General features: G+C 72.1%; 11 protein-coding genes. All 11 read right to left on the bottom strand.

All coding sequences use genetic code 11. From position 1 onward, the window contains the following. Positions 1–5: 5 nt before the first annotated feature. Positions 6–599 (bottom strand): Uma2 family endonuclease, encoded by a 594-nt coding sequence (locus tag ABZ823_RS06930; RefSeq protein ID WP_361654794.1) that lies wholly within the window; start codon positions 597–599, stop codon positions 6–8. An 88-nt stretch (positions 600–687) separates the two neighbouring features. Further along, positions 688–1,908, bottom strand: a complete 1,221-nt coding sequence (locus tag ABZ823_RS06925; protein ID WP_361654676.1) for a cytochrome P450 — start codon at positions 1,906–1,908, stop codon at positions 688–690. Positions 1,909–1,979: 71 nt separating this feature from the next. Beyond that, positions 1,980–2,654: a response regulator transcription factor gene (locus tag ABZ823_RS06920; protein WP_361654673.1), complete on the bottom strand. Its 675-nt coding sequence runs from the start codon at positions 2,652–2,654 to the stop codon at positions 1,980–1,982. Next, positions 2,651–3,997: a histidine kinase gene (locus ABZ823_RS06915; protein ID WP_361654670.1), complete on the bottom strand. Its 1,347-nt coding sequence runs from the start codon at positions 3,995–3,997 to the stop codon at positions 2,651–2,653. Before ABZ823_RS06915 ends, ABZ823_RS06920 begins: the two co-directional genes overlap by 4 nt. Before the next feature lie 196 nt (positions 3,998–4,193). Next, the gene (locus ABZ823_RS06910) at positions 4,194–5,132 is read right to left on the bottom strand and encodes an alpha/beta hydrolase (protein ID WP_361654667.1); all 939 of its coding nucleotides are present in this window, start codon (positions 5,130–5,132) and stop codon (positions 4,194–4,196) included. 186 nt (positions 5,133–5,318) lie between these two features. Continuing rightward, the gene (gene kynU, locus ABZ823_RS06905; RefSeq protein ID WP_361654664.1) at positions 5,319–6,512 is read right to left on the bottom strand and encodes a kynureninase; all 1,194 of its coding nucleotides are present in this window, start codon (positions 6,510–6,512) and stop codon (positions 5,319–5,321) included. Continuing rightward, entirely contained in the window at positions 6,505–7,353 is an 849-nt protein-coding gene (locus ABZ823_RS06900; RefSeq protein WP_361654661.1) for a tryptophan 2,3-dioxygenase family protein, read from the bottom strand. The genes kynU and ABZ823_RS06900 overlap by 8 nt, the downstream gene beginning before the upstream one ends. A gap of 164 nt (positions 7,354–7,517) precedes the next feature. Next, complete coding sequence (locus ABZ823_RS06895; protein WP_361654658.1) at positions 7,518–7,931, bottom strand: DUF3151 domain-containing protein; 414 nt, start codon at positions 7,929–7,931, stop codon at positions 7,518–7,520. Positions 7,932–7,986: 55 nt separating this feature from the next. After that, positions 7,987–9,489 carry an MFS transporter gene (locus ABZ823_RS06890; protein ID WP_361654655.1) on the bottom strand — a complete coding sequence of 501 codons (1,503 nt, stop codon included), beginning with the start codon at positions 9,487–9,489 and terminating at the stop codon, positions 7,987–7,989. A gap of 107 nt (positions 9,490–9,596) precedes the next feature. Next, the gene (gene fbaA, locus ABZ823_RS06885; protein WP_361654652.1) at positions 9,597–10,628 is read right to left on the bottom strand and encodes a class II fructose-bisphosphate aldolase; all 1,032 of its coding nucleotides are present in this window, start codon (positions 10,626–10,628) and stop codon (positions 9,597–9,599) included. Between the two features lie 139 nt (positions 10,629–10,767). Further along, complete coding sequence (pyrE, locus tag ABZ823_RS06880) at positions 10,768–11,316, bottom strand: orotate phosphoribosyltransferase (RefSeq protein WP_361654649.1); 549 nt, start codon at positions 11,314–11,316, stop codon at positions 10,768–10,770. Positions 11,317–11,326: the final 10 nt, after the last annotated feature.

The raw sequence follows: 11,326 nt of genomic DNA, 5'->3' as shown, positions 1-11,326 counted from the left end.
GGGCTTCAGTCGGCGTACTTCTTCAGTTCTTCGGTGTCCAGATCGATGGTGACGGGGGCCGGCAGTCTGACCTTGCCGCCCATCGTCACCGTGTGGATGTCCCGGTACCAGCCCTCGGGGCCGGGGTCACTGTGCACCAGGACCGAGAGGTTGTCCCGGTCGATCAACAGGTAGACCGGGATCCCCGCTTCCGCGTAAGCCCGAGGCTTCTCCACACGGTCGCGATTGTGCGTGTCCGAGTCGTATGGCGTGACCTCGACTGCCATGAGCACCCCATGGGGGTCAGCCCAGTCGCCCTGGCCGACGAAGTGATCGACAGGAGCAAGCACCGCATCAGGCAGGGCCCGGCCCTTGCGGTACGCCTCCACCTTCAGCCCCTGCAAGGGGTTCAAGTCGAGTCCGGGCCGGGCCTGCATGCACTGACGGTTCAGCCACATGATGATCGCGCCGTGATTGCCGTTCGTCACCTTCTTGAGTCCGATCCGTCCGTCGATGAGCTCGAACCTGACGGTCTCGTCCTCACGGGCGGCGAATTCGGCGATGCGCTCGAACAAGTCCACCGGCATCTGAGACGACGCGCGATCTGCCATAACCGTCATGGTGCCCCCCTTCGCAGGCAGGCACCAGCTTGTCGAGCCACCGGTGGCCATCGACCCGGATCGCCCACATGATCAGCCGATCGGGTGATCAGCCGACCTCCACGCTCAGCCCCTCCAAACCCCGGATGACGAAGTTCGGCTTGCGCTCCGGCTCCGCCGCCGGCCGCAGCGTCGGCGCCAGCTCGAGCAGGGCCGTCATGGACGCCGCCAGCTCGATACGGGCGAGGGGCGCGCCGATGCAGTAGTGGATGCCCGCGCTGAAGGAGATGTGCGGGTTGTCCCGGCGGGTCAGGTCCAGTTCCTCGGGGGCGTCGAACACCGCCGGGTCATGGTTCGCCGAGCCGAACAGCATCGCGATCTCCGCGCCCCGCGGGACGGTGGTGCCGTCGATCTCGATCTCGTCCAGCACCCAGCGTTCGAAGAGCTGGAGCGGGGTGTCGTAGCGCATCAGCTCCTCCACCGCCGACGGGACGAGCGAGCGGTCGGCGCGCAGGGCCGCCAGCTGGTCCGGGTGGCGGAACAGCGCCCACCAGCCGTTCACCGTGGCGTTGACCGTCGCCTCGTGCCCCGCGTTCAGCAGCAGCACACAGGTGGAGATCATCTCCTGCTCGGTGAGCCGGTCCCCCTCGTCGTGGGCCGCGATCAGACCCGAGATCAGGTCCTCCCCCGGCTCCTTGCGCCGCCGCGCGATCAGTTCCCGCAGATACGCGGAGAACTCGACCGACGCCCGCACCGCCTTCCGCGCCGTCTCCTGCGACGGGTTCAGCTCGTACATCCCGCAGATGTCCGCCGACCAGGGCCGCAGCTGCGCGCGGTCCGCCTCCGGGATGCCCAGCATCTGCGCGATCACCGCGACCGGCAGCGGCTCGGCGACATCCCGCAGCAGGTCGCCGCCGCCCGCCTCCACCAGCCGGGACACCAGCTCACCGGCCAGCCCCCGCACATACGGCACCAGTTGCTCAACCGTCCGCGGGGTGAACGCCTTCGACACCAGCCGCCGGATGCGGGTGTGGTCCGGCGGCTCCAGGTCGAGCATGCCGTGGTCGTTGAGCGTGTGGAACGGCTCGTGCTCGGGCGGCGGCGCCGTCCGGCCGAAGTCCTCGTGGGTGAACCGGTGCCGATACGTCCGGCCCAGGCGCCGGTCGCGCAGCAACGCCGACACGTCCGCGTGGTGCGGCACCAGCCATTGGTCGGTGGGCTCGTAGTAGAGCACGCGGCCGAGCGCGCGCAGCTCGGCGTAGGCGGGGTACGGGTCGGCGACGAACGCCGGGGCCCACGGGTCGAACGCGAGGTCGGAGGGAGCGGCCATGTCCGGACGCTAGCCCGGTCCGCCCTCCTCTGACCAGAGGTGACCCCGCCGGCCGCCCGCCCCCGGCCGGGTCACCCGGGGGTCACCAGCCTCGCCTCGTACGCGAACACCGCCGCCTGGGTGCGGTCCCGCAGGCCCAGCTTCACGAGGATGCGGCTCACGTGGGTCTTGACCGTCGACTCCGCGACCACCAGACGCTCGGCGATCTCCGCGTTCGACAGCCCCTGCGCGATCAGCACCAGCACCTCCGTCTCCCGGTCGGTCAGGTCCCCGTACGCCGCCTGCGCGGTGGCGGCCAGGCGCGGCTTGTCGGACAGCTTCGAGAACTCCGCGATCAGTCGCTTGGTCACCGAGGGCGCCAGCAGGGCCTCACCGGAGGCCACCACCCGCACGCCGTCGGCGAGCTGGCGAGCCGACGCGTCCTTCAGCAGGAAGCCGGAGGCTCCCGCCCGCAGCGCCTGGTACACGTACTCGTCCAGGTCGAACGTCGTCAGCACCAGCACCTTCGCCGAGCCGTCCGCGGCGACGATCTGCCGGGTCGCCTCGATTCCGTTCAGCTCCGGCATGCGGATGTCCATCAGCACGACGTCCGGGGTCAGTTCGCGGACCCGCTCGACCGCCTCCCGGCCGTTTACCGCCTCCCCGACGACCTCGATGTCCGGCATCGCCCCGAGCAGCACCGAGAAGCCCTCCCGGACCATCATCTGGTCGTCGGCGATCAGCACGCGGATGGTGCCCCCGGTCACGCGGCCTCCTCCGCCGCGCTCACCGGCAGGAACACCGCCACCTCGTACCCTCCGTCGTCCGTCTCCCCCGCCGTCATCTGGCCGTTCAGCATCGAGACCCGCTCGCGCATGCCCGTGATGCCGTGCCCCGCGCCGTGCGTCGACTTCTTCAGCGTGACGTGCGACGCCGGGCCGTTGACCACGCGCAGGCCCAGCCCGCCGAGCACATAGCCGAGCTCCACACGGGCCGTGGCGCCCGGAGCGTGCCGCAGGGTGTTGCTCAGGGCCTCCTGGACGATGCGGTACGCCGACAGCTCGACGCCCTGCGGGAGCTCCCGCACCGCGCCCGTGACCACCTTCTCCACGGTCAGTCCGGCCTCCCGCACGTTCGCCAGCAGGGCGTCCAGGTCGGCCAGGGTGGGCTGCGGGGCGTCGGGGGCCTCGTAGTCCTCCGCCCGTACGACGCCCAGCACACGGCGCAGCTCGGTGAGGGCCGCCACCGCGTTCTCCCGGATGGTTGCGAAGGCCTTCTCCAGCTCCGGCGGCGGGTTCTCGACCCGATAGGGCGCGGCCTCCGCCTGGATGGCGACCACCGACATGTGGTGGGCGACCACGTCGTGCAGCTCACGGGCGATCGTGGTGCGCTCCTCCAGCAGGGTGCGGCGGGAGCGCTCGTGCGCGGTCTCGGTCTGCTGGGCGGTCACCTCCTGCTCGGCGTCCCGGCGGACGTGCCAGACGGTGACGGCCAGGAGGGCGAAGGCGGAGACGACCAGCATGGCCGGGGTGTCGCCGCCGTAGTGGTCCCAGCCGAACAGGCCCTCGGCGACGGAGGCGTAGGCGGCGGTGCCCATCCACATCCAGGCCGCCGTGCGCGGCCGGGTGCGTATCGCCACCACCGTCAGCACCGCCAGGTGGGAGACGAAGCTGCCGGGCGGCCACGGCCAGGCGCTCCAGTAGGAGCCCACGAAGGCCGAGGCCGTGGTCGCCGCGAGGGACAGCCAGAACGCCCCGACCGGGCGGACCAGCGTCATCAGCACGGGGACCAGGGCGAGCAGAGCGCACAGCGGCCCGGTCACGCCCCCGTCGCCGGCTGACAGGCCGACCAGCATGGCGAACACTCCGGCTGCCGCCACCGCGATGTGCCGGCTCCAGGTGGCGTATCCCCGCATCCGGCCGGACAGTCGCCTGCCCAGCGGGCCCACGGAGCTCCTCGGTGGCAGCGGGCGGTAGGCGAACGCGTCGTGGAACAGGTCCTGCCGCAGCCCGCGCAGGGCCTCCACGGCCGCCCGGTACTCCGGGCTGCGCGGCGTGTACGGGCGGAACGCGTCGTCCGGCGTCGTCTGCGTCTGGGTCGTCTCGGTCACGTGAAGAAGGTAGGCCCGGGAAGGGGACGCGGTCGTCACCAGTGAGGGGGGTCCTCCGGGATCCGTCTCAAGTACTACGGGCGCCACCACGGGCAGGACCCGCCTCGGCCCCGGGGGGCCGGATTCAGTACCCCGACGGGAACCGGCCCTCAGGTATCTCAGGTATGACGGGTATGACAGGGGCGGGGCCCGGCGGCTACCACGCCAGCTGGGCGATCTCCTCCGCCACGACGGCGCAGGCGTCCGCCGCCGGGTCGATCAGCGGGAAGTGGCCGACGTCCTCGAGCAGCGTGAGGCCCACGACCTCGCCCGCCTTCGCCGCCGCCTCCGCGTACGACTCGGCGACGGCCTGCGGGACCACGATGTCCGTGCGGCCCTGGACGAGGGTCGTGGCGATGCCGGTCGGCAGCAGCAGGGCCGGGTCCGCGTACGGGCGGCGCTCGGCGAACACGCTTGGTCCACCAAGGAGTTGGGCGGCCGCTCCGCCGCAGACCTCCAGCTTGTCGGCGATGTGGAAGTCCGCGATCGGGGCGAGCGCCACGACCCCGCGCAGCGGAGCCGGGCGGTCCGTGCGCCAGGGGGCGTCCGGAGGCAGCACATGCCGGGCCGCCGCCCACAGCGCGAGGTGGCCGCCCGCGGAGTGGCCGGTGATCACCGTGCGGCGCGGGTCGGCCTGCGGCAGCACCTCCCGTACGAGCGCCGGAAGCGCGTCGAGCGCGGACGCGACGTCGTCGAAGGTGTCCGGCCAGCGTCCCGCCACCGGTCCCGTGCCGCCGCCCGTGCCCTCGGTGCCGTCGGCCTGGGACGGGATGAGCGAGCCCCTGCGGTACTCGACGTTGGCCACGGCGAAGCCTCGGCGGGCCAGGAAGTCCGCGAACGGGGTGATGTGCCGGCGGTCGTAGGGCGCCCGCCACGCGCCCCCGTGCAGCACGACGACCAGGGGCGCGGCGCCCGCCGCCGGTTCGGCCGGGTCCGCCTCACGGGGAGCGTAGAAGTCGATCACCTGGTCGGGGTGGTCGCCGTAGGCGGCGGTGGCGTCGGGCTCCACCGGCGGATGTGAGAAGGCGGACGCCTCCTCCGCGGCGGACGCGTCGTCCGGCTCTGCGGGATCGCGGGGGGCGGCGTCGTCCGGCATGCTCCAACCTCTCAGCGGCGAAACGGATGCGTACGCGATGGCCGGGAGGTGATCGGCCGTTGGCGGGGACGGTATCAGGCGGGTGGCGTGCGTCGGCGCGGGGTTGTGACGCTCGGTGAGGACCGAGGGTTTCCCGTCCGGGGCCGCCGGAACGGCCCCGGACGGACGGCCTGTGTCACCCGAGGGTCAGGCCACCACCTCCGCCAGCACCCGGGCCGCTCGCTCCGCGTCCGCGAAGCCCACGTACAGCGGTGTGAACCCGAAGCGCAGGATGTCCGGCGGCCGGAAGTCGCCGACCACACCGCTCGCGATCAGCCGCCTCATGACGTCACCGGCCCCCTCGCACCGCAGCGCGACCTGGCTGCCGCGCTCCGCGTGGGCCGCCGGAGTCAGCGACTCCACCCGGCCCTCGGGAACGTAGGCCGTCACGCACTCCAGGAAGAAGTCCGTGAGCGCCAGGGACTTGGCGCGCACCGCGTCGATCGACACGCCGTCCCACACCTCCAGCGCCGCCTCCAGGGCCAGCATGGACAGGATGTCCGGGGTGCCGACCCGGCCGCGGGGCGCGCCCGCCGCCGGTTCGTAGGCGCTCCGCATGCCGAACGGCTCCACATGCGAGTTCCAGCCCGGCAGCGGGGAGTCGAAGCGGTCCTGCACCTGCCGCCGCACATACAGGTACGCGGGTGCTCCCGGGCCGCCGTTGAGGTACTTGTAGGTGCAGCCGACCGCCAGGTCGACGCCGTGCGTGTCCAGGCCGACGGGCAGGGCGCCCGCGCTGTGGCACAGGTCCCACACCGCCACCGCGCCCGCGGCGCGCACCGCCGCCGTCAGGCCGGGCAGATCGTGGAGCCGGCCCGTGCGGTAGTCGACATGGTTGAGCAGCACCGCCGCCGTACGGCCGGTCAGGGCGCCCGGTACCTCGGCCGGGGCCACCGGGCGCAGGGTGCACCCGGTCATCCTCGCCGCCGACGCGGCGATATAGCCGTCCGTCGGGAACGTCGTCGCGTCGACCAGGATCTCGTCCCGGCCGTCCCCGTCCCGCGCGGCCATGCGCACGGCGGCCACCACCGCCTTGAAGACGTTGACGCTGGTCGAGTCGCCCACCACGATCTGCCCGGGCGCCGCCCCCACCAGCGGGGCGATCCGGTCGCCGATCCGCTCCGGCGCGGTCCACCAGCCGCTCTCGTCCCAGGAGCGGATCCGCAGCGCTCCCCACTGCCTGCGGACGACGTCCTCCATCCGGCCCGGCACGGCCGCCGGCAGCGCGCCCAGCGAGTTCCCGTCCAGGTACACGGTCTCGTCGAGGACGAACCTCGCCCGCAGCGCGGCCAGGTCGTCGGCCGCGTCCAGCTCCCTCGCCTTCTCGGTCAGGTCAGACATGGGACCGCGCCGTCCACAGCTCGGGGAACACGTTCTTCTGCGCCCGCTTCTCCAGCCAGGCCACCCCGGCGGAGCCGCCTGTGCCGGCCTTGGCGCCCATCGCGCGCCGGGTGGCGAGCAGATGGTCGTTGCGCCAGCGCCACACCAGCTCCGCAACGTCGGTCAGCACCTCGCCCAGCCGGGCGAGTTCGTCCTCCGGGTCCCCGGAGTAGAGGGCGGCCCACGCCGCCTCCACCTCCTCGGAGGGCTCGTAGCGCAGGGAGACGTCACGGCGCAGCACCGCCTCCGGGACCGCGTGCCCGCGCCGCCCGAGGAGCCGTAGCACCTCGTCGTACAGGCTCGGTTCGTGCAGCGCCTTCTCCAGTTCGGCGTGCACACGCGGTGCGCCCCGGTGCGGGACCAGCATGGACGCGGACTTCTCGCCGAGCAGGAACTCCATGCGGCGGTACATCGCCGACTGGAAGCCGGAGCCCTCACCGAGGGCCGAGCGGTAGGAGTTGAACTGTGCGGGCGTCAGATGCGCGAGGGGCCGCCAGGACTCGTTCAGCGCCTGGAGCTCCCGTACGGACCTCTTCAGCGCGTCGATCGCCACCGGCACCCGGTCCTCGCGCAGGGCGCGCGCCGCGGTCTCCCACTCGTGGACGATCACGGTGAACCACAGCTCCATCACCTGGGTCGTGACCAGGAAGACCATCTCTCCGGGGTCGTCGGAGAGGGTCTGCTGGAGGTGGGTGAGCACGTCCGCCTTGACGTAGTCCTCGTACGGCGTCGTGCCCTGGAAGTCGAGATGCGGGGTCTCGGGCTCCTGAGTCTGGTGGGACTGATGAGCCTGGTGGGACATCGCTGTCTCCTGTGTGTACTCCGGGTAGCGGTCCGCCCCTGCCGTGCCGGCACGGGAGCCCCGGTCCCCATTCGCATCCTGCGCGAGGCACCCGGCCCCCGCAAGGCCCGCCTGGTCACAGGCGGGCCTCGACCCACTCGTTCACCGCTGGTGCGGCAGCGGCACTAGCCGAGCGTCTGGGCCGCGCTCGGCGAGGAGTCCTTCAGGAACTGCGTGCAGCGCTCGTACTCCTCCTGCTCACCGATGGCGTGCGCGGCGCGCGCGAGGGCGTGCAGGGCGCGCAGGAAGCCGCGGTTCGGCTCGTGCTCCCAGGGGACGGGCCCGTGGCCCTTCCAGCCGCTGCGGCGCAGGGCGTCCAGGCCCCGGTGGTAACCCGTACGGGCGTAGGCGTACGACTCGACGACCGAGTCCCGCTCGAACGCGTCGTCGGCCAGCTGTGCCCAGGCCAGCGAGGAGGCCGGGTACCGGGCCGCGACCTCGGCGGGCGCCACGCCGTTCGCGAGGAGTTCGCGCGGCTCCGGGTCGTCGGGCAGGTGGGTCGGGGGCGGGCCCCCGAGGAGGTTCTGGTGAAGGGTCATGGGTTCCAGTGTGAGGCATCGACCGTGATCGACAACGGCCGTGCCAGGCACACCGTCACGACGTCCGATCCGCGCTGGAAGTCCCGGTTCCGCGCGGCGGTTCCAGGGGCGGGGCCGTCACGCTGACGTTCGTGCGGCACTCGGGGTGCGGGCAGCCGGCCCGCAGGCGGCGCACGGTCGCGAAGGCGAGCACCGCCCCGGCCACCAGGACACCCGCGCACAGCGGCATCGCACGGCGGAAGGCGGCGTCGAACGCGTCCGCCGAGCGGTACGCCTCCGGCCCCATCCCGGTCAGCAGCGGCAGCGCGGCCACGGCGAACAGCCCGGCCGCCCGCGCCGCCGCGTTGTTGATGCCGCTGGCCAGGCCGGCCCGGGCGGTGTCCACCGAGGCGAGCACGGTGGCGGTCAGCGGGGCGACCAGGGCGACCATGCCCGCTCCCATCACCACCACGGCGGGCAGGACGTCCGTCATGTACGAGGCGTTCTTGCCGACCCGCAGCATCAGCAGCATGCCCGCCGCGCACAGCAACGGGCCGACGGTGAGCGGGATGCGCGGTCCGATGCGCTCGGCCAGGGCGCCGGAGCGGGCCGAGCCCACAAGCATGAGGAGGGTGGCGGGCAGCAGTGCCGTGCCGGCCCGGAGCGGGGAGTAGCCCGCCACCACCTGGAGCTGGAGGGCGGTGAGGAAGAAGAAACCGCCGAAGGCCGCGTAGATGCACAGGGTGACCAGGTTGATGACCGTGAAGTGCCGGGAGGTGAAGATGTCGGGCGGCACCATCGGGTCGGAGCGGTGCTTTTCGACGTAGACGAACGCGATGCCCGCGGCCACACCCGCGACCGCCGTGACGGGCACGGCCGGGGAGCCGGAGGCGGCCTCGATGAGGGCGTAGGTCACCAGGGCGAGGGCCAGGGCGCCGAGGGCGGCGCCCAGGACGTCGAAGCGGCCGTGCCCGCCTCCGTCGGCGGACTCGGGGACGTGCCGCAGGGCGATGGGCGCGCACAGCAGCGCCAGCGGGACGTTGAGGAGGAAGACCCAGCGCCAGCCGGGCCCGTCCACCAGCCAGCCGCCGACGAATGGGCCCACGGCGGCGCCGATTCCGCCGAAGCCGGACCACAGGCCGACCGCCCGCGCACGGTCGTCCGGGTGGAAGGACGCCTGGATGATGGCGAGGGAGCCGGGGGTCAGCAGGGCGCCGCCGATGCCCTGGAGGGCGCGGGCGGCGATGAGGACGCCCGAGCTGGGGGCGAGGCCGCACAGCAGGGAGGCGGTCGCGAACCACACCACCCCGAGGACGAAGATCTTGCGGCGGCCGAAGCGGTCGCCGAGCGCACCGCCGAGGAGGATCAGTCCGGCCAGCGTGACCATGTACGCGTTGACGGTCCACTGGAGAGCGGCGAGGCTCGCGTCGAGGTCGCGGCCGATACGGGGAAGGGCGACGTTGACGACGGTCGAGTCCAGCAGCGCCATGCTGGAGCCGAGCACGGTCGTCAGGAGGACCCATCTGCCCTGCCGGGAACGCACCCGGATGGCGGGGGCCTCTCGCGCGGTGACAGCCATGGAGGGATCATCCCGCGTCGTCCCTGTCAGGGCCAGAGGGGCGAGGGCCCGGCACCGCGCCGGTGCCGGGCCCCTGCGAGACCGCGGAAAGCCGCGGAACCCGCCGCTTACTTGATCTTGTTGCCGGCCGACCGGAGGTGGCCGCAGGCCTCGACGACACGCGCGGCCATCGACGCCTCGGCGACCTTGCCCCAGGTGCGCGGGTCATAGGCCTTCTTGGAGCCGACCTCGCCGTCGACCTTCAGGACGCCGTCGTAGTTCTTGAACATGTGGTCGGCGACCGGACGCGTGAAGGCGTACTGCGTGTCGGTGTCGATGTTCATCTTGACCACGCCGTTCTCCAGCGCCGTCAGGATCTCCTGCTCGGTGGAGCCGGAGCCGCCGTGGAAGACGAAGTCGAACGGCTTGCTGCCGGCCGCCAGGCCGAACTTGGCGGCCACGCCCTCGTTCAGCTCCTTCAGCAGCTCGGGGCGCAGGACCACGTTGCCCGGCTTGTACACGCCGTGCACGTTGCCGAACGACGCGGCCAGCAGGTAGCGGCCCTTCTCGCCGAGGCCGAGCGCCTCGGCCGTACGGATCGCGTCGTCGACCGTCGTGTAGAGGGAGTCGTTGATCTCGTGGGAGACGCCGTCCTCCTCGCCGCCGGTCGGGGTGATCTCCACCTCGAGGATGATCTTCGCGGCGCGGGCGCGCTCGAGCAGCTCCTGCGCGATCTTGAGGTTGTCGGCGAGGGTCTCCGCCGAGCCGTCCCACATGTGGGACTGGAACAGCGGGTTCTGACCGGCCTTGACGCGCTCCTCGGAGATCGCCAGCAGCGGGCGTACGTACCCGTCGAGCTTGTCCTTCGGACAGTGGTCGGTGTGCAGCGCGACGTTGACGGGGTACTTCTCGGCGACGATATGCGCGAACTCGGCGAGGGCCCGGGAGCCGGTGACCATGTCCTTCTTGTACTGACCGCCCAGGAACTCGGCGCCACCCGTCGAGATCTGGACGATGCCGTCGCTCTCCGCCTCCGCGAAACCGCGCAGGGCCGCGTGCAGGGTCTGGGAGGACGTCACGTTGATGGCCGGGTAGGCGAACTTGCCTGCCTTCGCCCGGTCGAGCATCTCGTTGTAGACCTCGGGGGTTGCGATGGGCATCTGTCCGCTCCTTGTTGTGCGGGTTGCGTTCTGCGTACTTACGGCCCTGACCTAGGGAGTGACGTCATCGTCGGCCCCATCTTTGCAGACGGAGCCGGATGCATCGGACACCCTCTCCAGCCTGTGGAAAACGCCTGCCTCAGTCCAGACCCAGTTCGTCCTTGGAGTACGCGAACAGGTACGGCACCTCCGCCTTCTCGGCGACCGCCTCGGCCGCGCCCGTCGCGCGGTCCACGATCGTGGCGACCGCGACGACCTCGGCACCGGCCTCCCGCAGCGCCTCGACGGCGGTCAGTACCGAGCCGCCGGTGGTGGAGGTGTCCTCGACGGCCAGCACGCGCCGGCCCGCCACCTCGGTGCCCTCGATACGCCGCTGAAGGCCGTGCGCCTTGCCCGCCTTGCGGACGACGAACGCGTCGAGCGTCTTCCCGCGCGCGGCGGAGGCGTGCAGCATCGCGGTGGCCACCGGGTCGGCGCCCAGGGTGAGGCCGCCGACGGCCTCGTAGTCCAGGTCGGCGGTCAGGTCGAGCATGACCTGACCGACCAGCGGGGCGGCCACCCCGTCGAGCGTGATGCGGCGCAGGTCGACGTAGTAGTCGGCTTCCTTGCCCGACGACAGGGTCACCTTGCCGTGCACCACGGCCTTGTCCTTGATCTGCTGCAACAGCTCACCGCGTACGTCACTCATGCCAGCCAGC

This window comes from Streptomyces sp. NPDC047079 (assembly GCF_040643755.1).
Classification (GTDB): domain Bacteria; phylum Actinomycetota; class Actinomycetes; order Streptomycetales; family Streptomycetaceae; genus Streptomyces.
Note: the sequence above shows the minus strand (reverse complement) of the source record. Positions and strands in the feature narration are given on the sequence as shown.

Excerpts from the sequence above, each read along its gene's own strand:
- ABZ823_RS06930 (WP_361654794.1), bottom strand. The coding sequence starts at position 599 with ATGACGGTTATGGCAGATCGCGCGTCGTCTCAGATGCCGGTGGACTTG.
- ABZ823_RS06925 (WP_361654676.1), bottom strand. The coding sequence starts at position 1,908 with ATGGCCGCTCCCTCCGACCTCGCGTTCGACCCGTGGGCCCCGGCGTTC.
- ABZ823_RS06910 (WP_361654667.1), bottom strand. The coding sequence starts at position 5,132 with ATGCCGGACGACGCCGCCCCCCGCGATCCCGCAGAGCCGGACGACGCG.
- kynU (WP_361654664.1), bottom strand. The coding sequence starts at position 6,512 with ATGTCTGACCTGACCGAGAAGGCGAGGGAGCTGGACGCGGCCGACGAC.
- ABZ823_RS06900 (WP_361654661.1), bottom strand. The coding sequence starts at position 7,353 with ATGTCCCACCAGGCTCATCAGTCCCACCAGACTCAGGAGCCCGAGACC.
- ABZ823_RS06895 (WP_361654658.1), bottom strand. The coding sequence starts at position 7,931 with ATGACCCTTCACCAGAACCTCCTCGGGGGCCCGCCCCCGACCCACCTG.
- ABZ823_RS06890 (WP_361654655.1), bottom strand. The coding sequence starts at position 9,489 with ATGGCTGTCACCGCGCGAGAGGCCCCCGCCATCCGGGTGCGTTCCCGG.
- fbaA (WP_361654652.1), bottom strand. The coding sequence starts at position 10,628 with ATGCCCATCGCAACCCCCGAGGTCTACAACGAGATGCTCGACCGGGCG.
- pyrE (WP_361654649.1), bottom strand. The coding sequence starts at position 11,316 with ATGAGTGACGTACGCGGTGAGCTGTTGCAGCAGATCAAGGACAAGGCC.